The sequence below is a fragment of the Hongsoonwoonella zoysiae genome, assembly GCF_013266695.1.
GTDB lineage: Bacteria > Pseudomonadota > Alphaproteobacteria > Rhizobiales > Stappiaceae > Hongsoonwoonella > Hongsoonwoonella zoysiae.
Genome location: NZ_JABRXF010000001.1, coordinates 161,786 through 186,666 on the forward strand (window position 1 = coordinate 161,786; position 24,881 = coordinate 186,666).

The window sequence follows — 24,881 nt, forward strand, 5'->3', positions numbered from 1 at the left end:
GCTGCAAGCTGCGCTGCAGTATCTGCAAGGGCGGCTATCTGAAATTCACCGACTTCAGATTTCATTCCCGATAGCCGGCTTGCGCCCTCACAAGGGGGGCCTGCGCTCACCCCACGCGGTTGCCCGCTCGTAAGCATCGGCGACACGCAGCACGGTGGCTTCATCGAACGGCCGGCCAACGATCTGCATGCCGAGAGGCAGGCCGGACGTACTGACGCCATTGCGCACTGCGATCGTCGGGCTGCCGGTCACATCGAATGGCATTGTGATCAAAGGCCTTTCCAGCAAGTAGAACTTCGACACCTGTTCGATTTTCGGCGCCGGCCCATACCCGCCGGCCGTCAACAGGACGTCGTACCGGCCAAGTGCCTCGCCAGTCTCTTCCACCAACTGCCGGCGCAACCTTAGCGCCTGCAGGTAGTCTGCGGCGGTAAGCAGGCTGGCGAGGGTCAACCTGTCGCGCACGACATTGCCGAATTTCTCAGGCGTAGCCCTCAGGTCGCGCTCGTGGATGGCGAGCGCTTCGCAAAGCATGATCGCCATACCGCAGGAGCTATAGTCGTGGAGGCTCGACAGCCTCACCTCCTCCACCTTGGCTCCAAGGCCCTCCAGCACTGACACAGAATCGTCCATCGCCGATTTCATTTCCGGATCGGCTTGCTCGTCTCCATCATAGAAGTGGCGGATCAGCCCCACCCTTATGCCTTCTATGTCGCCGGAAAGGGCCGAAGCATAGTCCGGCACCGGGCGATCGACGGAGCCGGCATCATTTTTATCGTAACCGGCAAGAACCTGAAGCATGAGCGCGGCATCTCGAGCTGTCCAGGTCATGGGCCCAACATGGTCGAGGGAAAAAGTCAGCGGTGCCACACCCTGTCGCGAAACGCGTCCGAAGGTGGGTTTGAGACCCGTTATGCCGCAGAAGAATGCCGGCTGCCGGATGGAGCCCGCGGCATCGCTGCCGAGTGTCGCCATCGCCATTCCGGCCGCGGTCGCCACGCCGGACCCGCTTGAGGAACCGCCTGCGTATCGCTCCGGATTCCAGGGGTTGCGCGCAGGCGGAAACGGCAGGTCCCATGACGGGCCGCCGAATGAAAACTCGTGCGTCGCAAGCTTGCCCAGCAAGACGGTGCCCGCGTCCCGCAAAAGGGCGACGGCTCGGCCATCGTTGGCGGGAACACGGTCGACATGCAGATGGGAATGGCATGTCGTCCGAATTCCAGCCGTGTCGTAGATATCCTTGAGAGCGACCGGTATTCCGTGGAGGGGACCTTTGTAATTGCCGGCCGCAATCTCGCTCTCGGCGCGGCGGGCATCGTCGAGCGCGCGTTCGCCGGTAACGGTGATATAGGCGTTTACAATCGGATCGACGGCCTCGATGCGAGCCAGGAAGGCCTCCGTCAATACAACGGGCGACAGCTCCTTTCGCGCGATCATGCCGGAAGCTTCGGCGATGGTCAGATGATAAAGTTCGCCGCTCATGCCCCGGACTCCAGCGAGAAGAAGGACGCCGGTTCATCGGCATATGAATAATCGCGGCGCAGCCGCGCTCGCATCGCCTGAAAATGGGGCCACGCGGCCTGCATTTCTCGAAGGCTTTGATCGTCGGGCGTGAAGCCGGCGGCGTTTATCCGGGCTTTTAGTTCTTCCAGCGAAATCGCGTGTATTTCCATGAAATTGACCTCGGTGACTTGGCTATCGACTTCCTGCATCCCGTACCTATCCACGTTGCGGTGCAGCCCCGCGGTTCATGGGGAGAGGCGGCAAATCCGGTCAGGCGAAAGGACCTATTGTTTTGCGCAGAAACCTCAAGACGGCCGCATGCGCATCCGCCGCCGCCTGAGGGTGATAACCGAAACTGCGAACAGGATTGTAGAAGCCGTGCCCGGCGCCTTCATGCAAGTAGTATTCGTGAGACGAGGACTGCCCTGCCGCCGCCCGAAGTATGTCCTGGATTTCGGGCGGCGTGTGCTGGTCGACATCGCCCAGGTGGATCTGGACGGGACAGGATAGCTTCGTCAGCTCGTCCTTATATTGAGGAACGGTGACCGGATAGAAGGATACGGCCGCGTCCACGTAGCCGCCGATGGAACTGAACAGGGCAAGCTTCCCGCCGAGGCAAAACCCGAGAGCCGCGACCTTGCCCGTACAGGACGTATGGTTTTTCAGCTTCTCAACCGAAGCCATGACGTCGGCCTGCGTCTGTGCGTCATCGAGCTGGCCCCAGTAGCCGATCGCCTGATCGCGCTCGGATTCGGTGTAGCCAAGCTGGATACCCGGCCTGATCCGGTGGAAAATATCCGGCGCGAGAACGACATAACCATCGCGCGCGAACGCGTCCGCGGCGATTTTCATGGCATTGTTCACGCCGAATATTTCCTGAAGCAATATGATGCCGGGCCGGGGTTCGGACGAGGCGCCGGTCAGGTAGGCGCCCATCATCGCGCCTTCGACTTCCACTTTCTCGTTCAGCATTTCGATCATCTCGCTAGTCAATGGTCTGACCTTCTGCCCATCCCGGCTCGTTCTAATACCAGGAGCGTTTCATTGACGTCGGGCGGCCCCGGCGGGACCACGGACATCAGGAATTTTCGGTTGAAGCATGCCTTGATCCACGGCTGGACAATCACCCTTTCGCGTATTCCGGCCAGCGTGAATGGATCTTCAGCAACGAAGCGCTCGACCTCGTCCCTATCCATGTCCACGATGTAGTTCCCGCCGCGAACCGTTTTGCCGTCTTCTGCAAACGTCGCCCCGGCGGCCAGAATGGCTTCGGCGTGGTCGCGAATGTAACGCCGATGTGCCTCCACCGCGGGAGCGCGCTGTGAGCCGCTCTCCGGTTTATCGACAATGTAGATCGAGTAGAGCATCGTCTTTACCGTCTTGCTCGCTATCCAATTCTGAGCGGTCATGCCCGCCGGTAGTGTTTGAATTTGTCCGTGTCGAGTTCCGCACCGATGCCGGGGCCGTCGGGGATCAGCACCTCATATTCCCGATACCGGATAGGCTCCGTGGCGAGATCGTCGGCAATGAGCCTCGGCCCTATGGTCTCGCTCCCCCAGGTGAGATTCGGCAGCGCGCCGAAAAGCTGGAGGCTTGCGGCTGTGCCGATCGAGCTCTCCAGCGCCATACCGCCGCATAGCGGTATGCCGGCGGCCTCGGCAACCGCGGCGGCTTTGTAAGCGCGCCGGATACCGCCACCCTTGGCAACCTTCACGCAAAAGACATCGGTCGCCCCACGCGTGAAATAGTCATAGGCGTCATGGAGATCCCACAGACCTTCATCGGCCATGACCGGGATGTCGAGGCGTGAGGCCAGCCGTGCCATGCCGGCAGCATTCCAGGCGGGCACGGGCTGCTCTATCAAGGCAGCCCCCGCCTCCTGAAGCGCGGGAAGCCAGCGCGCCGCCGTTTGTTCGTCCCAGGCCTGATTGAAATCCAGGGTTATGCATGCTTCCGGAAATTGCGCGTGGATCGCCCTGATCGCGCGCGAAACGGCCTTTACATCCGCCTCCGGGTCGCCCTGGCCGATCTTCATCTTGAAGTACCGATGACGGCGCGTGGACAGCTGCTCCAGCGCGTCGTCCACGTCCCGATCGTAATCGCCGGTCGCCAAGGGCCAGAGGACCGGTATCGAATCCCGGACCTTGCCGCCGTAAAATGCGGCCAGTGGCGTGTCCAGCAGCCTGCTGACAACATCATGTAACGCAATGTCGACGGCGGCCTTTGCGAAGTTGCTCCTGGCGGCGGCGCGGTCCATCAGCTTCAACAAGCGCTCGTGCGCGAAAACGCTGCATCCCTTCAGCGCTGGCGCGAGATAGTGGTCTATCGTCGCCTTTATGCTTTCCACGCTTTCGCCGCCCCAAAAGGCGCGGCCGCCGGGCGTAACCCCTTCACCCAGGCCAACGGCACCTCCTTTCGTGAATAGCTGAACGACAACATAGCTCTGACTGCCGTGGGTGCCACTCGAATGAAAATGGGTCCGCCGAAGCGGCACATCCACGATTGTCGTCTCTATGCGGTCGATAACATCTTCCGGAGAACCGCCGGCAAGGTCTGGCGCCGGAGCGGTGCCGGCGAATTTCTGTTGTTGCTGCATAAGGCTACCGTGCTGAAGGGTAGGCGTTTTCTGTATTTTCCGATCATAGGAAAGCGTGACCTGGCGGCTATCCAGCAACCGCGCGCCTATCCGATCCCAGCAACGAATGACCGCCGATGCAGACCCGGCCCTGGAGAGTTGAATAAAGCCTGTATGCTCAGCGCGGCGATACGGCGGAGAAAGCATTCAATCGGGAGGGAACCTGTGGACCGCACGCTGCACGGAAACGCGATTTTTACATCGCATCTGCCGGCCAGTGACAGACGTGGCCAATCAATGGCGGGACCGCGAACGCAACAGTGTATCGGAGGGCAATTCGCCGAACCGTTCGGCGTAATATCGCGCAAATCGCCCGAGGTGGTTCATGCCGCATTCATTTGCGACCGCCGAAACACTGTCGCTGCAACTTTCGGATAGCAGCATTTCATGAGCACGTTCGAGCCGGATGTCCCGCAGGCGCGCCATGGGCGTTGTGTTCTTGAAACGGCGATAGCCATTGCACAGAGTTCGGCAGGAGACCCCCGCCGCGTCGGCGATGTCCTGCAATGAAATATCTTTCGTGGCGCATTGCGCCAGATAGGCTTCGCTGCGCAATACGTAGTATGGAACGGCGGTCGATTGACTGCCGGACAGCTTCTGGTCCGTATAGGGGATGTTGTGCAGCATCAATGCCGCCAGCGTGTCGTAAATCCGGCTCGATACCTCAGGGTCCAGCACATCGCCTCGGCCGCGTTCCAGATCGACACAGACCGAGCTGATGATCCCGGACAGGAGCGGAAGGCTGTCGACCGGAATCGGCTGCGGGTCGAATATGACGTTGCTCAGATCGTTGATGCGCGAATTATCTACCGTGACCGCCCTTGATGGAGAGGTATCGACGCAGACCATCAGTTGCTCCGCGTCGCGCGACCAGAATTTTTCGAAACGCCGCCCGCTGTTGATTACCGACAGTTGACCGGGACCAGTGGCGATTTCCCTCGTACCGTCGTAAATCACGCATTCACCGGCGAGCGTGACCTGGAGCACGGTAAAATTCAGGGGAACGAAAATTTCCTTCCACACCGGAGCTCCATAGCGGACCCGGTGGACGGAAAATTGCGGCAAATGGACAAATTGATGGGAAAAATCAAGCCGGCTCGAGGCCTGCTCAACGCGCAAACGCTGCCGGCAGAAAACCGTGCTCACATGACGTTCGGCTTCGTCGAGCGATGTGGTGCGCAATGCGAATTCCGCATTGCGCAGGGTATCGTTCAAGGACAGGGCAGATCGTAACGCCACTAGGGCATACTCCCTATTATATCCGTCGTGCTGCCGGTGCATGGTTAGCGATAGCGGTGAAAGCCCGCTCCGCTTGCATAGACACGAAACCACGGGCGATCAGGATATGCCCTCCGGTGAAAACGCGCCACCTGTCACAGCGCGGGATTTGCCGACTGAAGTTCCAACTGACCTTCGCTCACGCGCAAACATCGCGTTGCTCGCCCTTTCCCGAACGGCTCCAGCCTCGGAATGCCCGACAGGCACTGCTGCTGCACATGGCGGCACCTGGGTGCAAACGAACATTCCCGAGGCAGGGCGATCAAGTCGGGCGGCGCTCCCGGGATGGCATTCAGCTTTTTTCCCTTCGTCGCGTTGAGCACCGTCGAGGACAACAAGCCGTCGGTATAGGGATGGCACGGCGCTTCGATCATCTCTGCCGCGGTACCGGTTTCCACGATACGCCCCGCATACATGACAGCCAGGCGGTCGGATATTTCCGCGGCAACACCAACGTCATGAGTCACCAGGATGACCGACATGCCGAGTTCGCGCTGCAGTTCGCGCAACAGCAGGATAATCTGGATCTGCACGGAAACGTCCAGCGCCGTGGTCGGTTCATCCGCGAGCAGCAGCTGAGGTCCGCATGAAAGCGCGAGCGCGATCATCGAACGCTGCAGCATCCCTCCCGACATCTCATGCGGGTAGGAGGCAAGACGCCGTTTGGCCGAGGGAATTTGCACGAGTTCCAGCAGATCCAGCGCACGCCGGTTGGCATCGGCCCAGCTGGACCCGTCATGACGGACGATTGTTTCCGCGATCTGCTCCCCAACCGTGAAAACCGGATCGAATGCAACCATCGGCTCCTGAAAGACCATGGCGATGCGCGCGCCGCGGATCGCATTCATCTCGTCGTTCGACAGGTCCTGGATTTCCCTCCCGTCAAAACGGACGCGCCCGCGAATATCCGTACGGTTGCGCGGCAGGAGGCCGATGATCGTCCTCAAGGTCACGCTTTTGCCCGAGCCGGACTCCCCGAGAATGCCCAGAGCCTCGCCATGCGCCAGCTCGAAGCTGACGTCGCTTACGGCGTTGACGATACCTTCGTCGGATTTGAAGCGAACGGACAGGTCCTCTACCGAAAGTATTTTTTCCCTGTTCATTATTCGGGGGCCTCCGTTTGAGAAGCCAGGCTGTGGCCGGAGCCCGGATCGTGCATGTGGCAAGCCACGGCATGGCGGGCGTTCATATCCGAATGGGCAGTCAGCGCGGGCGACGATTTTCCGCATACAGTCTCCGCGAACCGGCAGCGGGTGCGAAACCGGCATCCGGATGGTGGGTTGATCGGATTCGGAGGGTCGCCGCTCAACGGCGCTTCCATCGTGCGATTTCGCGGATCCATCGACGGCATCGACGAAAGCAAGGCCCGTGTGTAGGGATGGCGCGGATTTTCGTAAACGTCCTCGACGGGCCCTACCTCGACCACCTTGCCCAGATACATCACGAGGACGCGGTCGCTGATGTAGCGAACGACATTCAGGTCATGGCTGATGAAAAGATAGGTGAGGTCGAGTTCCCCCTTGAGATCCAACAGAAGATCGAGAACCTGCGCCTCGATGGATTTGTCGAGGGCGGATACCGCTTCGTCAAGCAGGATAAGTCTGGGCTTCAGCGCCAGCGCGCGAGCTATGTTGACCCTTTGGCGCTGGCCGCCGGAAAGCTCGTGGCTATAGCGGTTCGCAAAGGTTGCAGGATCAAGTCCGACCTTCGACAGCAGTATTGCCGCCTTATCGAGCGCCTCCTTGCGAGGAACGCCATGAGCCATGGAGCCGAAGGCGATCGACAGACCGATCGGCATGCGCGGGTTCAGCGCTGAATAGGAATCCTGGAAGACCATCTGTACGTTGAGGCATAATTCGCGGTAGGCGATACCGCCGCGGCCTACCGTCTCACCGTCGAAAACGACCTTGCCGGCATCCGCCTCGAACAGATGCATTATCACGCGCGCCGTCGTCGATTTGCCGCTGCCGGATTCGCCAACGATGCCAAGCGTTTCCCCTTTGCGTATTTCAAAGCTTACGTCGTCGACCGCCTGAACTACGGCCTGCGTGCGACCGAATAGTCCTCCCTTGATTGGGAAATGCTTGCGCAGGTTCTCGACTGACAGCAGTGGTCGCTGTGTTTCGACTATCGCGGGATCGGATGCCATGTTCGCATTGGTGCCCGTCATCGCTTGCATCCTCACAACTTGAGATCCATGGCGCGGCGAAGGCCATCGCTCATAAGGTTGAATGACATCGACGTGATGAAGATCATCAGCCCGGGGAACGCCGCGATCGCCGGATTTACCCAGATCGCCGATCTAAGGTTGTTCAGCATCAGTCCCCATTCGGCATTCGGCGGCGTGACGCCAAGACCGAGGAAGCTCAGGCCCGCAGCAAGTATTATCGAGATAGATATCAGGCTCGTTGCGTAGATAAGCACCGGAGCGAGGATGTTGCTCAGAACATGAAACCGGATAATCGTGAAGGAACCGGCGCCGCTTGACCGGGCGACCTCGATGAAATCCATGGCCCGGGTCTGGCTCGTCACCGTCTCCGAAATGCGTACGAGTGGGGGAACGAATGTGATCGTCAGCGCCAGTATCGTGTTCGTCACGCCGGACCCCAGCATGCCCGTTATCGCTATCGCCAGAAGGACCGACGGAAAGGCGTAAAGAACATCCATCACGCGCATGATCAGGCTGTTGATGAGGCCGCCGAAGTAGCCGGCGATCACACCTAGAAACCCGCCGATAATCAACGCGAGAAGGACGGGCAGGACACCGGTGATCAGTGTAAGCCTGCTTCCATAGAGCAATCGGCTATAAAGATCGCGGCCGGTTTCATCGGTGCCGAGGATATGGCCATTATAACCAAAGCCCTTGAGGCGACCGAGGACCGAACCTTGCGTCGGATCGTGCGTGGCCAGAAGCGGGGCGAAGATTGCCGCGAGCAGGATCAGTGCGATTATCGAGATCGCGGCGAGCGTGCCCCAGTCACGGAGGAGACGGGTCCAGACACGGCCCCAATATCCCTGATTTCGCCTGGCAGCGGTCACTGTCACGGTAAGGGAAGTATTTGCAGCTACGTAGTTTTCGGAATCGGATACCATGACGTTACCGGCGTAGGCGTGGATCGATCAAAGCCTGAAGGATGTCGACCACGATGTTGATGACTACGAAGATCGCCGCGAGCACCACGATCGTCGCCGATAGTACCGGAACGTCCCGGCGGAAAACTGCCAACACCATAAGGTTGCCGGAGCCTGGCCAGTTGAACACCGTCTCGACCAGCACCGAGCCTCCCAGCAGGTAGCCAAATTGAAGTCCCATCAGGGCGAGTACGGCAGGCGCGGCATTCTTGGACACATGCATCAACACTCTTCGGTTCAGCAGCCCCTTGGCGTGCAGTGTCGTTACGAAATCGCGGCCGATCACTTCCAGCACGGTGGCACGCACGAGCCTGCTGACCACGCCCATCGGAATAAGCGACATCGTAAAAACGGGAAGGATAAGGTGCCTGATCTGTTCCCAGGTAGCTGGAAATCCGTCCGGGCCCATGCCTTGACCGGGCAGGACGTTCCAGATTACCGCGAAGGCCACGACAAGGACGATCCCGACCCAATAGTGCGGAAGGCTCACTCCGGTGATCGCCGCGGCGGAGAACAGCCTGTCGAGCCAAGTACCATTATGGAACGCCGCGAGTGAGCCCAAGATGATCCCCGACGTCATGCCAAGTATCGCGGCCGGCACTGCCAGCTTGAGGGTATTCAGCAAGGCGCTTGCAAGTTCGCCGCCGACAGGCTGGCCGCTGAATATCGACGTGCCGAGATCTCCCTGGAGCAAATGCCCGAGCCAGATGAAATACTGAATGTAGACCGGCTCATTCAGCCCGTACTGCTTTCGAAGCGCATCGGCGACCTCTTCCGGGGCCTCGGGGGGGATGAGAATGTCGACAACATCTCCCGGGGAAAGCTGCACCAGGGTGAATACTATTATCGAAACCCCGAGCAACACGGGTACGGCATACAGTATTCGCCGCAAGATAAAGAACCACACGCTCCTTGGTCTCCCTGCCAGTCGAATGCGAAAAAGGGCGGTCGCCGGCTTCTGCCGGAGACCGCCAGTCACCGCAGTCTTATTCTTCGATCTCGATCTGCGTGAAATCCTGGAACCAGGCCTGGGCGGGAACGAAGCCCTTGACCTTCCTGGAGATAGCCCGGGGGCTCAGGTCATGCACGACCCACAGCCAGGGTGCGTCATCCACCAGAATTTCGTGAAGGCGCGCAGTTTTTTTCCGGATGATTTCCGGATCGGTTGCCATTTGGACCTCCCGAAGCACCTGGTCGAATTCATCGTTCCTCCAGTTACCCCAGTTGGAGCCGCCGGGCGCGAAATTCGCCGACCAGAACCAGCGCGCCATTTGGGAAATATCCGAAGTGACGAGGCTCATATTCATGGCGTCGACGCCCAATGCCTGCGGTCCGGCCGGATCGCTGCGCAACGCGACAAGGAGCGTACCGAAGTCTACCACCTCGAACTCAAGATCGAAGCCGCATTCGGAAAGCGTTTGCTGCAGGAACTCGTTCATCGGCAGCGGCGTTCTTTGGCCTGAGCCCGCGGTGGAGATCAGGATCTTCGCCTTGACCGGATTGTCAGGACTATAACCGGCCTCCTTCAGGAGCTGCCTGGCCTTGTCGGGGTCGTACTTGTAGGACTCGTTCGGATTGCCATAGAGCGGATTGCTCTTGTGGAAGAACCCGGTCGCCGGCTCGGCAGTTCCATTCAGAAGTTGAACCACGCCGTCGCGATCGATGCAGTAGTTCGCGGCCACTCGCACCCGCCGATCCCGGAACGGTGAGTCCTCCTTCTTGAAATTGAACTCCCATGGCCAGATGTGCGGATAGGTATGGGTCACGATTTCGTAGCCCGCGTCTTCCAGGCTGGGAATTGCGTCCGGCGGCGGCATCTCGATCCAGTCCACCTGCCCGGAACGCAGTGCCGCCAGACGTGTCGTCTCTTCCGGCATCGGATAGACGATCATCTTGTCGAGCTTCGCGACCTTTTCTTCATTCCAGTAGTCTTCGAATTTTTCAAGCGTCGCGCTCACATGCGGCTTGAATTCGACGACCTTGAACGGGCCGGTTCCAGCCGGCGCTTTCGCAAACGCTTCCCATGTGCCGCCAACCTTCTCGAACTGCGTCGGACTTGCGTAGAGAACGTAGGCCACGAGGTAAGGGAAATAGCTAAGCGGTTCGTCGGTGGAGATTTCGACGGTGTAATCGTCGATCTTTCGCCAGCTTTCCAAATTCGGGTTTCGCGCTCGGGTCATCGCGGATCCTTGAGCCTCGAACTGCGCAGACCCGACATCGTAGAAACGCTCCAGGTTCCAGATGACCGCATCGGCATTGAAGTCGGTCCCGTCGTGGAACTTGACCCCCTTTCGCAGGTTGAAGACCCATTTCGTCGGGTCGGCCTTGTCCTGGGTCCAACTTTCAGCTAGGCCCGGGACGATCTCCGAAGGCCGGTCGGCGCTCGAAAGGTCCCAGTGCACGAGCGCCTCGAAAGCAGGATAGCCAAGGAACCGGAAACCTTCGAAACCGTTGTTGGGCATACCTGTCGTGGTGGGCACATCGGCAGCGGTTATCGCTATCCGCAGCGTTCCTTCCGCGTTCGCCTCGCGATCCGGCCCCAAAACCATCAATACCGCCACGGCTGCTGCCGTGGTAAGTAGCGACCTCAATCCGCGTTTGATTTCCATGTGCGTACTCCTCCATTGCACACTCTACTCGTATTATTCTTGGTATTGGGTCCAGTGAAGCGGAGCATCGGTCAACGCACTATCCGGGGAACGCAGCCCTATCCAATCCCAGCAATGAATGGCACCACGCAACGGTTCCAAAGCCGGATTGCGGGCATCTCCCGGACGCCTTCTGCGGCGCGCAGTCTCCAATCGAGCGGCTTCTTGCTTTTTTGGCACTGCCGCGGAAATCTCAAGCGCATTCGCTTGGCACCTTGGCATGAATGGCAAGAATTTCACCTGATCGAATCCAAGAACTGCGATTCCGCGTCGACCCAATTCACTGCTTATGAATAGAAAATAAATACAAAAATTCAATGATTTCTCATTTTATGATAGTATGTCTCCATTATTTACGCGCACATTACTTATGTATTCAGATTTTTATTTATCGATAAACAATTCTTCATGCGCTCTTATTTTTTCTTTCAGATCCTCAAATCGGGATAGAAGGTATGATCTAAGTTTTTCCACCAGCGGTGTTTTTGAACCCGACTTTGGCACGAGCAAGCCCAAAGTGCGATTAGGGTGGTCCAGCTTCATCGGAAGCGCCGTTATCGCGCCGGCGCCGTGAAGGGCATATACGACGGTGTGAGGCAATATCGTCAGGCAGTCCGTGTTCATCAGGTAATTGACGATAGTCCCGAGCCCTCCGCCGAATGCCGCGATCTCGACATGGCTGGCATCGACCGAGAGGAGTGCGTTTTTCAAATCAACGTTCAGCGGACTGAGCGGCGGCGGGGCGATCCATCGGTATCTGCATAAATCGGCAGCCGTCAGCCTATCCATTGAGAGTAACGGGTGCCCGGTCCGGCACGCCACCAGATTCCGTCCATGGATCAAGGGGGTAAAGTCGAGGTTTTTTTCCGGATCCAGGAAATCCATAGGGCAAACGGCGACGTCGATACGATCTCCGACAAGACGCGAAACAAGATCATCCGGATAGCCGTGACTGAATTGTACGGTAACGTCCGGACGATCTGCCTGAAAGCCGGCGATCAATCCGGATACAAAACCTTCCAGCAGGAACGGAGTTCCGCCGATGCGCAATTCGCCTTCTTCGCCTGTGCGGATCCGGTCAACGCTTTCGCAAGCGCGTTTCGTGGCGGTGCGGATGGCGTTCCCCTGTTCGACCAGTCGTTTTCCCACCGTTGTCAGCTGCAGTGGTTTGCGGGCACGAGAGAAGAGGGGGCCGCCGATTTGCACCTCGAGATCTTTCACCAAGCGTGAAAGCGCAGGCTGGCTCGTACCCAGAGTCGCCGCTGCCTCGGTAAAGCCGCCGGCCTCATGGATTTCAGCAAGCCACATCAGATGCTTTGGATTCAGATCGGTCATCTGTTTGCCTCCGGCATTGTTGCCAATCATATCATTATGATATGGAAATTCTTTATTTGATATTTCCGATGATATCTTCGCTTGGGTATTTTCCAGACATTCGCAAATCCGGTGCCGACAGTCAGGCATCCGACGATCTGGCAGGATGGTGTGTGCAGGCGAATATGATCTTTTCGCCCGCGGCCGCCCGGCGTCGATCTGACCTCGCCAATGTCGTCTCCGGCAGCAATGTGAGGGTCAAATGACCGCATCCGCAATTGAGCGCGCAGATGCCTGCGCGACACAATCAGTACGACTGCGTTCCGGTGAGCAGGTTCCCGAGCTGGATGTACCGCTTGCGCGCGGCGGTCGATGGAAGCTTTCCGAGCAGCGTCCGAAGATATTCACGCTCATACTGGCCTTCAGAGGGCTGCATTGCAGTTTCTGCAAGCAGGAGATTCAGGCTCTTCGCGAACGCCTGCCGGAGCTCGATGCCATCGGCATGTCGGTTGTCGCGGTTAGCATGGATGACGCCGAGCGTGCGGCCACGGCACTACGGGAATGGTCGGTAGGCGATGTACCATTTGGCTACGGCCTGACGGAGGAACAGGCGCGAGACTGGGGCCTGTATATATCCCGGAAGATCAAGCCTGCCGAGCCTGAGACATTCTGTGAGCCGGGCGCCTACCTCGTCCGCCCGGACGGAACCCTTTATGCGCAGTTCCAGTCGACTGCCCCCTGGTTCCGGCTTGACCTGGACATCTTCCTTCGCGGTGTTCAGCTGTCGATCGAGCGTGGAACCCCTCCTCGGGGAGCCGAATAAGACCAATGCTTTGGCTGCAGGTTGCGGCGGAGCCGAGCGGCCAGCGGATTCCCGACAGGTAAGGCAGATGGCAAGATTTCAGGATTTGAAAGACGCAATCGGCGAGAATATCGAGGACGGCTTTACCGTCGCGTTCGAGGGTTTCACGAATTTGATCCCCTATGCGGCGGCGCATGAAATCATCCGCCAGGGCGTGACGGATTTGCACCTCATACGCATGACGCCCGATCTTATCTATGACCAACTTATTGGCATGGGAAGGGTCAGGAAGATGACGTTCTCCTACGCGGGCAATCCCGGTGTGGGGCTGCTGCGACGCATGCGCGATGCGGTGGAAAATGGCTGGCCGAGGCCGCTGGAGCTTGAAGAACACTCGCATTCCGCGATGGCCCAGGCTTATGAGGCCGGAGCAGCCGGATTACCCTGCGCCATCTTCAGAGGCTACAAGGGCGCAGACCTCCCGAAGGTCAATCCTGGCATCAAGTTCATAACGTGCCCCTTCAGCGGAGAAACTCTCGCGGCAGTACCCTCGTTAACGCCAAACCTGACGATTATTCATGCGCAAAAAGCCAACAGGAAGGGCGACGTCTTGGTGGAAGGCATTTTGGGAGTCCAGAAGGAGGCGGCGCTTGCCGCCAAATGCGTCGTCGTCACGGTCGAGGAAATTGTCGACAGCTTCTCCGGAGTCCATCCCAACGCGTGCATTTTGCCTGCTTGGACCATCCAGTCTATTTCCGTCGTTCCTGGTGGCGCGCATCCTTCCTACGCTCACGGTTACTACGACCGGGATAACGCCGCCTATCTCGAGTGGGAACGTATCTCGTCAGACCGGGCCGTCTTCCTGAGTTGGATGGAAGAAAATGTACTGAATGCGGATCCGAATTGCTTCGACCTGCGCGTCGAACGCATGCGAAGGAGCGCGGCATAATGGCTTTCACGTCTGAGGAAATGATGACCATCGCCGCGGCACGTGCGCTCAAGAACGATGATGTCGTATTCGTGGGGATCGGTGCGCCGTCGGCAGCCTGCAACCTGGCCCGAATGACCCATGCCCCCGGACTGACCCTGATCTACGAGAGCGGGACGATCGGGACAGCGCCAACTGTGCTACCGCTGTCGATTGGTGACGGCGAACTGACCGACACTGCCCTAACAACCGTTTCTGTACCGGAAATGTTTCGATACTGGCTGCAAGGTGGCCGTATTTCCGTAGGTTTTCTCGGCGCGGCGCAGATCGATCGGTTCGGCAATATCAACACGACGGTCATCGGCGATTATCACCGCCCCGACGTCCGCCTTCCTGGAGGCGGGGGGGCCCCGGAGATAGCGACCTCCTGCCATCAGACTTTCGTCATGATGAAGCAGTCGCGCCGGGGACTCGTCGAAAAGGTGGACTTCGTGACCTCGTTCGGCCACGGCGACGGCGGTGATGCCCGCCAGAACGCAGGTATTGCGACAAAGGGACCGACCCTGCTCATCACGGATCTCGCTATCTGGAAGCCCGACTCCAAAAGCAAGGAGTTCATCGTCAGCGCCATTCACCCCGGCGTCGGTGCGGAACAGATACAGGAATCCTGTGGTTGGCCTGTCCGATACGCTGAGAACGTGGCAACGACGGAGCCTCCCAGTCAGGAAGAGCTTCTCGTGTTGCGTGACCTCAATGCGCGCACGAAAGCTGCCCGCGAAAGGCCTTTAGCCATGAAAATGGCCAGGCGAGCCAGCACAGCCGGCTAATGGAGGCTCCGATGAAAGACTTCATCTACACCGGTACACAGAGCCGCGTCATATTCGGAAGCGGCACACTTGCCGAATTGCCGGCAGAGGCCGAACGCCTCGGCGCTCGCAGGATACTCGTCCTTACGACGCCCCAGCAACGCGAACAAGGTGACGCATTGGTCGAATTGCTCGACGGCCGGGCGGTAGGATCTTTCGATCAAGCCACGATGCATACGCCCGTCGAAATCACCAATCGCGCCATTTCGGTCGCGTCTGAACGCGATGTTGATGCAACTGTCGCTATTGGGGGCGGATCGACGATCGGACTTGGCAAGGCTCTCTCGCTTCACGCAAACCTCCCGCAGATTGCGATCCCGACCACCTATGCGGGTTCGGAAATGACCCCTTATCTCGGGCAGAGCGAAGGCGGGCGGAAAACCACATTGCGTGACGACAGGGTCAGGCCGAAGACCGTGATCTACGATGTCGACCTGACGTTGTCATTGCCCGTGCAGATGTCCATTGTGTCCGGCCTCAACGCAGTCGCACACGCCATGGAGGCCCTTTATGCAAGGGACGGCAACCCGGTGATTTCGCTGATGGCAGAAGAAGGCATTCGCGCGTTGGGTCAGGCACTCCCGGCTCTGAAACACGACAGCTCAAGTCTGGAGGGAAGATCGGATGCCCTTTACGGGGCCTGGCTTTGCAGCACTTGCCTGAGTGCGGCTGGCATGTCTCTGCATCACAAGCTTTGTCACGCTATCGGAGGCGCTTACAACCTTCCGCACGCCGAAACGCATTCAATCATTCTTCCGCATGCTGCCGCGTACAACGCAAGCGCCACACCGGACGCCATGGCAAGGATTGCGCGCGCGCTTGGGCGCACCGATGCAGATGGAGCGGCCGCATTGGCCACGCTGACATCATCCATCGGCGCTCCCAGCGCACTGAGGGACTTTGGCATGCCGGAAGCCGGCATTCGCGAGATCGCCCGTTTGACCGTGGAGAATCCTTACTGGAATCCGCGACCGATCGATGAAGTCAGTATTCGCGCCTTGATCGCCCGCGCTTGGTCTGGAAATCCCCCTGACGCTACAGCTTATACTTGAAGAAAATCAGCTCCCCGGAAATATCGGATCTGGAACGGTGAAGCACCCACCCAACGCACCAAGTTGGAGATACGGCGTTGTTCAAAACTCCGGCGCCTCGTAATCCGATCCATGGCTGAGCTCAAGTTGTTCGTCCACGGCGAAGTCGTACCGGAACCTGAGGTATTCAACACGAAGCCGGTAATAGAAACGTTCTAGGTCCGCGCGCGTGACGCTCAGGCGGATGCAAATGCCCTGACCACTGTATTTGATGGCATCCGTAAAGTTATATGTATCGACGCTCAGCAGAAGCCGGATCCAATCATCGGGCGAAAGGGCATTCGCGTTGGCATCCGCGTCCCCTGATTCCCCTGCTCCGCTCTCCGGCCGCGCCAATTCCCCGTCGCGCGGCACAGGCATGTCCGGAAAACGCCCATCGGTTATGATCGTCAGGGAGATATCCGGCTCAGTGGGCGCCCAGTAGTCTGATTCATTGGTTCGCAGAACGCGCTTGAGGAACGGTAGCAGGCTGCAGGCCTCGTCTTCGCTTGCCCTGATGACGCCCACCCCTCGCGACGCCCAATATTCGGTCGTGCGCTTCAATATGGCGTCGTTGACGATCGACTCTCCCTTCCACAAGAGGCCGACATCGTAACTGACCCAGCCATGCTCGAAATCACTATGGACGATTTCGAGAGCGAGATCGCCCGACTGTAGGATAGCCATATGTGCGCCTTCCGTATCTCAGGTAGCCTGCTCATCTTGTGCAACGCCCTTCAGTATTCGGCGAAGGCAGCGGAAAAGGCCGTCCGCAGGACCGCTTCCTTCCAGGCGGATGGCAAGCTTTTCTTTCAAGGACTGTCCGCGTCTTCGCGGAATTGGATACGCCACCATGGAGGGTCGGTCGGACCGCTCACGCCTCGCCTTCACGCAGTCGCTCCAGCCCCTCCACAAGGTTGTCGGACAGTTGCTTTGCATAGCGCAGGGGCGGGAAAGTCTTGCCGCGCGACTGTTCTCGACCGAACCTTCGCCACGCCTGGTAGACTTCCTTGAGCAATTGGCGTTTCGGCAGGGCGTCATGACGCATGCTGCGCAGAACGATCTCGTCGTCCGACAGCCGATGCCGTCCGGGCAAGCTGTCGTTCAGTATCTGCGCGAAGGCGAGCGCCGTTCCCGGTCCGTTGAGCGGATCGGCACCGTCCGGATCTCCCATCGACCGGCAGTCCAGCGCATCCTGCAGGAACAGGATATCCCGCAACTTGCAGGTTTCCCGGAGTTTCGCTGCACCTTCCCCATCAATCGGTCCTGTAAATCGCACGCCCTTGACCGCGTCGATGACAACGTCGTCGGGGTGCGGCAACGGCTCCGGAGGAGTTTCGCCACGCGCTTCGGCTTCCGCGATATCCTTGCGAGCGGCCGCGACATAACCCCGCCAGAAGTCATTGCTGTCGGTAATTTCCTGCCGCTCCCGTCGTTTGGCCTGGTCGTAACGCTCGATCACATGCCTTTGCGCATGCGAGTTGCCTTTCGTGGCCGCGACGTATTGCGCCCTAAGTACGGCCTCGATCGCCGAAATCGCTTGTGTTTCGCTACCTTCACGGACCGTCACCTTGCGCTCGGCAAGCTTCAGGACCAGTTCGTCCGTCGACAGGCATCGATCGTCGGAGAGGCCCTGAGACTTGGGCCGGCCCTTCGGGTTGCCGGACTGCCCTTTCTTGAACTGCGTGTGCGCAGGCGGACGCTTGTAGCCGGTGCCGAACAGGATCGTATCCTTCGCTTGCCTCACCGCCTCTTGGGGAATCCCGGTCGACGGCTTCTCGTCGCGATCCGACGGTTCGTCCTTCGAAGAGGCGCTCATTTACCGGTTCTCCCTCTCCGGGCCCGCGTTACCGGTACGGCCGGCGGCGCGCGCCTTTCTTCGGCAACCTCCTCGAAAACGGTTCCCGTTGGCTCCAGCACAGCTTGTTTGCCAGTGAAGGCCTGCCATCGGGTAAGGATCGCGTCGCAGTAGGCCAGGTCGTATTCGACGATCCGCGCCTGCCTGCCGCAGCTTTCAGCGGCGATCAACGTCGTGCCGGAACCGCCGAAGACGTCAAGCACAATATCGCCACGCCGCGAGCAGTCGCGGATCGCATCGGCGACGAGAGCGACCGGTTTGACGGTCGGATGCATGGCAAGCTCCTCCATGCGCTTCGCTCCGACGCTGCTGATGCCGACATAGTCCCACACGTTCGTTCGATAGCGCCCGGTGTCTCCGAGGCCGAAGCTGTTCACATGCGGGCCGTCGCCCACCTTGAAGACAAAAACGAGTTCGTGTTTCGACCGGTAGAACGTACCCATGCCGCCGTTCGTCTTGTTCCAGACGCACAGGTTCTTCAACTCCGAGAACGCGGCCTCTCCGGCATCGAGCAATTCGCGCATGTGTCGCCAATCCATGCAGACGAAGGCAATCGAGCCGTCGCTCGCCATCGATGCAGCATTCTTCAGCGTTGTCGTCAGAAACTCCGTGAAGTCCTCGCGGCTCATTTCGCCGGCGGCGAAGGCGAACTCCCGATGCTTGACCCTGCCCAGGCCTCCGACGTGCCCGTCGATCGGCACATTGTAGGGCGGATCGGTGAAGATGAGATCAGCACGGTCTTCGCCCATCAAAAGTGCGATGTCGTCGGCCGACCTGGCATCGCCACAGAGCAACCGATGACGGCCGAGGCGCCAGAGGTCTCCGCGTTTCGATACCGCCACCTCCGGAGGTTCGGGAATCCGATCGGCGGGTATGTCCGGAGCCGTCATCGAGGCCTCTTGAGCGTGGTCGAGCGTCAGGTCGATCTCGGCGAGCGAAAACCCCGTCAACGTCACATCGAAGTCGAGATCGATCAGTGCCTGCAATTCGATCGCCAGCACTTCGGTGTCCCAGCCAGCATTGAGAGCGAGTTTGTTGTCGGCAAGAACATAGGCCCGCCGTTCCGCCGCGCTCAGTTGCGATAACTTGAGCGTCGGCACCTCATCCAATCCCAATTCTTTGGCTGCCACCACCCGGCCGTGGCCGGCGATAATTTCCCCGTCGTCGCTGACAAGCACGGGATTGGTGAAGCCGAAGCGGGCGATGCTGTCCGCGATCTGGCGGATCTGCTTCTTCGAATGCCGTCGCGCATTGCCGGGGTATGGCCGCAGCGCCGACAGTTTCATCATCTCTATCCGGGACGCAATCGCCGTCATCGCCATGCTCCTTTCGCAGTCCGTCACCCGAGCGAGTGCGACAAACGTTGGGCGGACAACGGCGTATGGATCAAGAACGCAATGATGCGCGCATCGCGGCTATAATCGAGGAATTTTAGAGTTATGGAACTTTCGAAGCCTCCTCAAAATTTAAAAGGCGTTAGAAGGGTGTTTGAAGCCCGTTTGAACGGACGAGCTTCGAAAACACCGGCTAAATTCAGATGTTCACGAACGCGTGATACGCCGTGGACAACAATACGCTGAATGCTGGCAGCCGCTGGTCTTGGAGCGCATGGCGGGCGTCATGATGGTGATGCCGAAGAACGATTCGGTACCGGAGAGCAGATCGAAGCGGATCTCTGAAACCGATCCAGGCCGCAGTTTCATCAGCCGATGCGCGTATCTTGCCGCATCCGCCTTTCCGACATTGCGGCACCAAAAGCAAAAACCGTCTCGCCTGCATCATCGGGCAATGCAATCCCGGAATTTGTGATGTGCCAACCGGCAAACGACACTACATTCCCGTGCAATCGGCATGACCTTCCCGTATTGCTGCCTGCTGCTTCCGTCAGAAGGCATTCGCATCCCGCTTTGCGGCAATGCAATCCCGCTTAACCGCAATGGCATCCCGGATAACGGCACCGTTTTGCGGGGCAAATTCCCTGATATCGAGATAGATTGCGAAAAAGAAAACATCACAACGTCCATTGCGTGATGCATAAAACCTCTGCAACCCATTGAAAACACGAACGAACACCGACCTCTGCGCGACAAATCCTCGGCAGAATGGCCCGATTCCCTGATATTTCGGAGACTTCAGCGGCCAAACCCAAAGACGGGCTCGCGGTGGACTACACCCACCGCCACTTGTCCTGTCGAAAGCGTTCTCCCGATCCGGCTTCGGTCGGGTTTTCCGTTGTTCTCGAGGGTTATGCGGGAGGGGCTGAGCACCGATCCCGGTGCTAGGAGGCCCTGAAGCGGTCTATCAGGGCCGATATTCTCCGGGGTTTTCGGCTGCGCAGATATGGAGTAGAGTGTGTAACCCGCTGAAAAGCGGAGACAAAATCAAGGTCTGACCTGAACTTCAATACCAGTGGCGCTGTCGAGACGGGACCGGGGTAGAACAATATCCCTGCTCATCGGATGAGCTGCGGGCTCTATTCCGCTGGCTCGGCGACGGCCGCGAGCTTCGCGACGATGTACTGCACTTCACCCAGCTTGAAGGCGACAGCCCATGCTCAGCGTCCGAAACCGCCTGCCGGGTTGATCGCCTTGCCCCATCCATTCAGCGCGTCCCGCTCGGCCTTGTTCTGAGGGCTGTCCGTGTCCTTGATCTCGAGCGTGAGGATCATGCCGTCCGCGAGGCGCATGAGGAGTCCGGAACATACCGCCGCCAGGAGCCCGCCCGCATGTAGTAGATCATGAACCCGAGGCAATTGTTCTTGGTGTAAGCGAGAACGTCCTCGCGTTTCTCGAAGACGTTGGTCGCGTGGCTCGCCCAAGAACGGTCTCCAACCCGATGGCTGATATGTGATTTGGTCGTCGAGAAGCACGGATTGATCGTGTGCCAGGTTCGCATCTGGCCGGTTGCGCCGATCGAGTTTTCCTCGTCGAACACCGAGGGCAAGCGCTCCGTATTCAGCTCCGACACGTTGCTCAGCGCATGCTGGATGACGAGGTACTCCTTGAGAGGCGATGTCTCGAACCCGCCCCTGGCCGTGAAGGTCAGGTTCTCGAGCTCGGGAACGATCGCCCGTTCGAACGGCTGCGGCGTCATCACCCTCGGGGTGAGACCGCAATCGAAGAAATCGAGCGGGAAAGGCACTTTCGCCTTCGATAGCGGAGTGGTTATCTCGTTGACCGGCGTGATCACGGGGACACCGGTGGTCTACGCGGCAACGCGCCTCGGCGGCGTCCCGAACATGCCCGCCGCGGCGGTTCCCGCGAAAAATCCACGTCGGTTCATCCGGAGGTCGGGCTTTGGGGGCTTTTTATGGTCTTTCACGTCCTGTGGTCCTTTTGTCCATAGCGAGGGACAGCGGATAGCCGCGCTGGAGGAAGTCGATGCGGATGCCTACGCGTATTCCTGACCCATTGGCGGCCTTCCCCGACCGGTCCGACGTGCCGCTCTCGATGTCGCAGGCAAGAGCCGATGGCGCCCCCCGAAGCGGGAACGTGGACGACGGGTATATCAGGGGTCGCCCTCCCTTTGTGCTTGACGCACTACTTCTGCTCAGAACGCAGACGATTGCCCTCAAGCCTAGCAGGTTAGGAGTTGAATGGCTTGGGGATTCAAGGGGCATTTCTTATACTGGGGATCGAACGGGAGTAGTCTCAAGGAAGACGTGCGTGGCCGGCGTCAGCCGGCAGCAAAGCGTCCGGACAAGGACAGAGGGACTTTCCGCGCGCGTTCCTCCGCCACTGGGACCATATCGCGGGGCTTCCCTTGCGTGTGGCTTACACGGCGCAGCTTGGCCCGGACTCTCCGGTAGTCTACTCCCAGCGTGTCTGCAGGCGCGATCTTGTACTTGCCCGGCTTCAGCTTGACCCGAAGATCGCCGGACATCTCGTGGCCGACCCCGACTGGCTGGCCATCATGATCCCGCTGAGGTGGGACACTCCCTACCTGTTCAACGGACTTCTGGCGCGTCCGTTCGACGTGTTCCTGTCATCAGGGCCGGACGGATACGCGACCCTGAGCGAGAGGCGTGACAATCTGACCCTCGGCCTGCGCAAAACGATGTTACAGAATTCCTTGAAGGCGCTCTCCGCCGGTCGCGATAACGAGGCCGCGTTGCGCGACCAGCGGCCCCCCCCTCGGAAAGGCAGCGGGCACCGCGCTACGAAGCCACCTGCTGGCGCTGTTGAACGACGACTTTGCAGGTTCTCCGGACGCCGGGCGCTGTCTCCTTTCTTCTGAGGCGGAGATCGACCTGATCGACTTCATCGCCCGCAGCCTACACCCGCATCTTGCGGCTCCGGCACCGGCAGATCTCATTGATCTCAACAAGATCCGAATTGTGAGGGCGACCCGGGCGGCGATCGACGCGGCGCGACCGTGCCATGCGATGCTGCATGACCTCTGCCGGGCGGCCGGTGTCGGCCCGACCTGGCTTCACCGATGCTTCCGCGCTGTCTACGGGGTCTCGCCCGCGGCGTATCTGCGGGCCCTCCGCCTTCGAGAGGCGCGAAGCCTCCTGCTAGATCCCTAAGGGCCGCCCGCGTCGGTCAAGGACGTCGCGCGCTCCTTGGGATTCCTGAACAGCGGACGCTTCGCGGCCGATTATCGAGCCGTCTTCGGCGAAAACCCGTCCGAGACACTTCTCGGATCAGCGCCGCCGCCCGATGATTGAGCCGTATACCCGACCATCGCTCCACGCAGCGTCTTTTCCGGCTCGGTCAGACGAACCCGGTTTGAGGGGACAGGGAGCTGAGTAGCGTTGTGGGCTGACGAAACGCAGCCCCTTCGAGCCGTCGATCATGAAAGGATTGCCGGCCGGTCAATTGGCGGCTAGGTTTTGGGCTTATAACCAATAGCAGACGGTTGCTGCGATGCAGATGGCTGACAGAAAGTTTTTGGCGTTGCGGTCGTAACGTGCAGCGTTCCTGCGAAATTCCTTTGGTCTGCCGAGCAAGCGTTCGATGACATTACGCCCTTTATAAAGGTATGGCGAGAAACAGTTTTTCCATTTCCGTGTTCTGCGAGGCGGGATGTTTGCAGAGGGTCCAGCGGGCTTTCACGGTCCGCCGGATATGGTCACTGCCATAGCCCTTATCACCACGCAAAACGCCATTCGCCAGAACGTTTGGCAATAGTGCTTCGGCGCCGGTGAAGTCCGAGATACTGGCGCCTGTGATGTGAAAGGCGAGCAGGCGGCCTTTGTTGTCGCTCAAAGCGTGGATTTTGGTTCCCGAGCCGCCACGAGATATGCCCAGGGCATGGTTTTGAGCCCCTTTGCCGCCATGGGAGACCCGATGCGCCCGAACGGTCGTGCTGTCGATCATCACTTCCAGTGTCGGGCCACCAGGTTGACAAAGGGTGTCAAAGAATGTCGGCCCGAAGCCCTTCTCGGCCCTCCGGACAAGGCGGTTGCAGGGGCTTTCCTCGACCCAGAGGCCCGCGGAGCATCAACCCAGCCTCCACCGAACTTCAAGACTTGAACAATGCCGCTGATGACACGCCAGTCACCGACCCGAGCCTTGCCCCGCGTATCCGTAGGTAAAAGCGGTTGCAAGTTGGAAAAACGCTCATCGCTTAACCAGAACAACCCGTCAGAAATCGCCAAACTCGTGCTCAGGAGCTTGAATCAGACTTCAACTCATTTTCAGAGGCGTTTTATAAACCCGAATCCAAGCTCATGAAGAAATAGCGAATTTTAACATCGAATATCTTCGACATTGCGACAGATTAGTTGCAATAATTATATAATAACTACGACACTCTTGCAATGCTTATAAATAATTTATTGTTGACTAAATATATTACGTTATGTTTATTTCCTAAATTTGTGAAATTTATTTATTATTGATAAATAATAATAAATCGACGTAGCGTATTTTGTTATTTTATTTTATTTTCGTATTTATGAATATAACTAACTTGATGTTGAAGCTTACAAGTATGTGAAATTAAACCAAAATTGACCTTTGCCAAAAAAAGTGCGCAGGCAATCAAAATTTATGATTGCCCTAGCAGGTGATTTATGTTTTCGTAAAGTTCGGAATTGCCCATCCTGAATAAATTCTCGGGCAATCCGAGATTAAATATAGCGCCCGCAGGCGCAATGGCATCGAAGCCTCCGGAGCTTATGGCTCGCGGGGGTTTTTTTGTGCCTTGACGAAGAGGGGAACTGTAATGAAGCTTCAACAATACTTAGGAGGGCTTGAAAATCTCGGCCCTGTAAACGTCGAAAAACGTGTATTCGTCGAAGACTGGGAAGCCCGGCTCTTCGGCGTCCACATGACAATGATGGGCACCGGCATCTGGGCCTGGCCGCATCTGCGCGTCAAGGCCGAGGGCATGAACCCGCTCGATTACTTCAAGTATCGCTACTACATCAAGTGGCTCGGCGGCATGTGTGCTTTCCTGATAGAGCGCGGTTATATCGACGAAAATGAACTTGATGAACTGACCGCGCACTTCCTCGCAAATCCCGATGCGCCGTTGCCGGAAAAGGGCAACAAGAACATTACCGATAAGGTCGTCGACTACCTTTGGACGGGCGACGATCCCTATCGCGATGTCGTCATCAACCCGATTTTCAGGGAAGGCCAACGCGTGCAGGTGAAGGACATGCCTTCCGCGGTCCATACGCGCCTGCCTGGTTACCTGCGCAACAAGATCGGAGTGGTAGACGAGGTTTATCCCAAGGCAATCCTCTATTCGGACAGCGTGCCCACGGACAGCGTCAGCACACCCCAGCCGATCTATCGAGTGAAGTTCATGACGCGCGATATCTGGGCCGATATCCCCGATACCGACGACATCATCTACAACGACTGCTTCGAAACCTACCTCGAGGCTGCGTGAT

At 58.5% G+C, this 24,881-nt stretch carries 25 protein-coding genes and 1 pseudogene; 8 read left to right on the forward strand and 18 right to left on the reverse strand.

Annotated features, from left to right (window positions below; all coding sequences use genetic code 11):
• Nucleotides 1-87: 87 nt before the first annotated feature.
• From HPQ64_RS00755 to HPQ64_RS00810, 12 genes are all read right to left on the reverse strand, one after another.
• Nucleotides 88-1,482, reverse strand: a complete 1,395-nt coding sequence (locus tag HPQ64_RS00755) for an amidase (protein ID WP_172886494.1) — start codon at nt 1,480-1,482, stop codon at nt 88-90.
• A complete protein-coding gene (locus HPQ64_RS00760; RefSeq protein WP_172886495.1) occupies nt 1,479-1,712 on the reverse strand; it encodes a hypothetical protein in 234 nt (77 codons plus the stop codon). Before HPQ64_RS00760 ends, HPQ64_RS00755 begins: the two co-directional genes overlap by 4 nt.
• A 61-nt stretch (nt 1,713-1,773) precedes the next feature.
• Nucleotides 1,774-2,475 carry a dienelactone hydrolase family protein gene (locus HPQ64_RS00765; RefSeq protein ID WP_172886496.1) on the reverse strand — a complete coding sequence of 234 codons (702 nt, stop codon included), beginning with the start codon at nt 2,473-2,475 and terminating at the stop codon, nt 1,774-1,776.
• A 17-nt stretch (nt 2,476-2,492) separates the two neighbouring features.
• Nucleotides 2,493-2,870, reverse strand: coding sequence for a YciI family protein (locus HPQ64_RS00770; RefSeq protein WP_172886497.1), 378 nt, complete (start codon nt 2,868-2,870; stop codon nt 2,493-2,495).
• 38 nt (nt 2,871-2,908) lie between these two features.
• Nucleotides 2,909-4,099 carry a muconate cycloisomerase family protein gene (locus HPQ64_RS00775; protein ID WP_172886498.1) on the reverse strand — a complete coding sequence of 397 codons (1,191 nt, stop codon included), beginning with the start codon at nt 4,097-4,099 and terminating at the stop codon, nt 2,909-2,911.
• Between the two features lie 273 nt (nt 4,100-4,372).
• Nucleotides 4,373-5,419: an AraC family transcriptional regulator gene (locus HPQ64_RS00780; protein WP_172886499.1), complete on the reverse strand. Its 1,047-nt coding sequence runs from the start codon at nt 5,417-5,419 to the stop codon at nt 4,373-4,375.
• A gap of 92 nt (nt 5,420-5,511) precedes the next feature.
• Nucleotides 5,512-6,519, reverse strand: coding sequence for an ABC transporter ATP-binding protein (locus HPQ64_RS00785; RefSeq protein WP_172886500.1), 1,008 nt, complete (start codon nt 6,517-6,519; stop codon nt 5,512-5,514).
• Nucleotides 6,519-7,586, reverse strand: coding sequence for an ABC transporter ATP-binding protein (locus HPQ64_RS00790; RefSeq protein WP_210260038.1), 1,068 nt, complete (start codon nt 7,584-7,586; stop codon nt 6,519-6,521). The genes HPQ64_RS00785 and HPQ64_RS00790 overlap by 1 nt, the downstream gene beginning before the upstream one ends.
• Before the next feature lie 11 nt (nt 7,587-7,597).
• A complete protein-coding gene (locus HPQ64_RS00795) occupies nt 7,598-8,509 on the reverse strand; it encodes an ABC transporter permease (protein WP_172886501.1) in 912 nt (303 codons plus the stop codon).
• A gap of 4 nt (nt 8,510-8,513) precedes the next feature.
• Complete coding sequence (locus tag HPQ64_RS00800) at nt 8,514-9,455, reverse strand: ABC transporter permease (RefSeq protein ID WP_172886502.1); 942 nt, start codon at nt 9,453-9,455, stop codon at nt 8,514-8,516.
• Nucleotides 9,456-9,534: 79 nt separating this feature from the next.
• Nucleotides 9,535-11,157, reverse strand: coding sequence for an ABC transporter substrate-binding protein (locus HPQ64_RS00805; RefSeq protein ID WP_172886503.1), 1,623 nt, complete (start codon nt 11,155-11,157; stop codon nt 9,535-9,537).
• A gap of 423 nt (nt 11,158-11,580) precedes the next feature.
• Nucleotides 11,581-12,531 (reverse strand): LysR family transcriptional regulator, encoded by a 951-nt coding sequence (locus HPQ64_RS00810; RefSeq protein ID WP_172886504.1) that lies wholly within the window; start codon nt 12,529-12,531, stop codon nt 11,581-11,583.
• A gap of 241 nt (nt 12,532-12,772) precedes the next feature.
• Here HPQ64_RS00810 and HPQ64_RS00815 point away from each other — a divergent pair, with 241 nt between their 5' ends.
• The 4 genes from HPQ64_RS00815 (at nt 12,773) to HPQ64_RS00830 (ending at nt 16,158) form a co-directional block, all read left to right on the forward strand.
• Nucleotides 12,773-13,333 (forward strand): redoxin domain-containing protein, encoded by a 561-nt coding sequence (locus HPQ64_RS00815; protein WP_172886505.1) that lies wholly within the window; start codon nt 12,773-12,775, stop codon nt 13,331-13,333.
• A gap of 67 nt (nt 13,334-13,400) precedes the next feature.
• The gene (locus tag HPQ64_RS00820) at nt 13,401-14,261 is read left to right on the forward strand and encodes a CoA transferase subunit A (RefSeq protein ID WP_172888444.1); all 861 of its coding nucleotides are present in this window, start codon (nt 13,401-13,403) and stop codon (nt 14,259-14,261) included.
• Nucleotides 14,261-15,067: a CoA-transferase subunit beta gene (locus tag HPQ64_RS00825; RefSeq protein ID WP_172886506.1), complete on the forward strand. Its 807-nt coding sequence runs from the start codon at nt 14,261-14,263 to the stop codon at nt 15,065-15,067. Before HPQ64_RS00820 ends, HPQ64_RS00825 begins: the two co-directional genes overlap by 1 nt.
• A gap of 11 nt (nt 15,068-15,078) precedes the next feature.
• Nucleotides 15,079-16,158, forward strand: a complete 1,080-nt coding sequence (locus HPQ64_RS00830; RefSeq protein WP_172886507.1) for a maleylacetate reductase — start codon at nt 15,079-15,081, stop codon at nt 16,156-16,158.
• 81 nt (nt 16,159-16,239) lie between these two features.
• Here the strand turns inward: HPQ64_RS00830 and HPQ64_RS00835 are convergent, their stop codons facing one another.
• From HPQ64_RS00835 to HPQ64_RS00845, 3 genes are all read right to left on the reverse strand, one after another.
• Nucleotides 16,240-16,863, reverse strand: coding sequence for a hypothetical protein (locus HPQ64_RS00835; protein WP_172886508.1), 624 nt, complete (start codon nt 16,861-16,863; stop codon nt 16,240-16,242).
• A gap of 187 nt (nt 16,864-17,050) precedes the next feature.
• Nucleotides 17,051-17,995, reverse strand: coding sequence for a DUF5681 domain-containing protein (locus HPQ64_RS00840; protein WP_172886509.1), 945 nt, complete (start codon nt 17,993-17,995; stop codon nt 17,051-17,053).
• Complete coding sequence (locus tag HPQ64_RS00845) at nt 17,992-19,350, reverse strand: site-specific DNA-methyltransferase (protein ID WP_210260039.1); 1,359 nt, start codon at nt 19,348-19,350, stop codon at nt 17,992-17,994. The genes HPQ64_RS00840 and HPQ64_RS00845 overlap by 4 nt, the downstream gene beginning before the upstream one ends.
• Nucleotides 19,351-19,885: 535 nt before the next feature.
• On the opposite strand from HPQ64_RS00845, the gene HPQ64_RS00850 reads away from it, so the two are divergent.
• Nucleotides 19,886-20,065, forward strand: a complete 180-nt coding sequence (locus HPQ64_RS00850) for a hypothetical protein (RefSeq protein ID WP_172886511.1) — start codon at nt 19,886-19,888, stop codon at nt 20,063-20,065.
• Nucleotides 20,066-20,588: 523 nt separating this feature from the next.
• Here the strand turns inward: HPQ64_RS00850 and HPQ64_RS20525 are convergent.
• Nucleotides 20,589-20,720 carry a hypothetical protein gene (locus tag HPQ64_RS20525; RefSeq protein WP_281358236.1) on the reverse strand — a complete coding sequence of 44 codons (132 nt, stop codon included), beginning with the start codon at nt 20,718-20,720 and terminating at the stop codon, nt 20,589-20,591.
• Nucleotides 20,699-21,223, reverse strand: coding sequence for a hypothetical protein (locus HPQ64_RS00855; RefSeq protein WP_172886512.1), 525 nt, complete (start codon nt 21,221-21,223; stop codon nt 20,699-20,701). Before HPQ64_RS00855 ends, HPQ64_RS20525 begins: the two co-directional genes overlap by 22 nt.
• A 573-nt stretch (nt 21,224-21,796) precedes the next feature.
• On the opposite strand from HPQ64_RS00855, the gene HPQ64_RS00860 reads away from it, so the two are divergent.
• Nucleotides 21,797-22,270: a hypothetical protein gene (locus HPQ64_RS00860; protein ID WP_172886513.1), complete on the forward strand. Its 474-nt coding sequence runs from the start codon at nt 21,797-21,799 to the stop codon at nt 22,268-22,270.
• A gap of 148 nt (nt 22,271-22,418) precedes the next feature.
• Nucleotides 22,419-22,562: a helix-turn-helix domain-containing protein gene (locus HPQ64_RS20780; RefSeq protein ID WP_425483802.1), complete on the forward strand. Its 144-nt coding sequence runs from the start codon at nt 22,419-22,421 to the stop codon at nt 22,560-22,562.
• Nucleotides 22,563-22,874: 312 nt separating this feature from the next.
• Here the strand turns inward: HPQ64_RS20780 and HPQ64_RS00875 are convergent.
• A pseudogene (locus HPQ64_RS00875) lies at nt 22,875-23,630 on the reverse strand (IS5 family transposase).
• 575 nt (nt 23,631-24,205) lie between these two features.
• Between HPQ64_RS00875 and nthB the strand changes: the two are divergent.
• Nucleotides 24,206-24,880, forward strand: coding sequence for a nitrile hydratase subunit beta (gene nthB, locus HPQ64_RS00880; protein ID WP_172886516.1), 675 nt, complete (start codon nt 24,206-24,208; stop codon nt 24,878-24,880).
• The last annotated feature ends 1 nt before the right edge of the window (nt 24,881 follow it).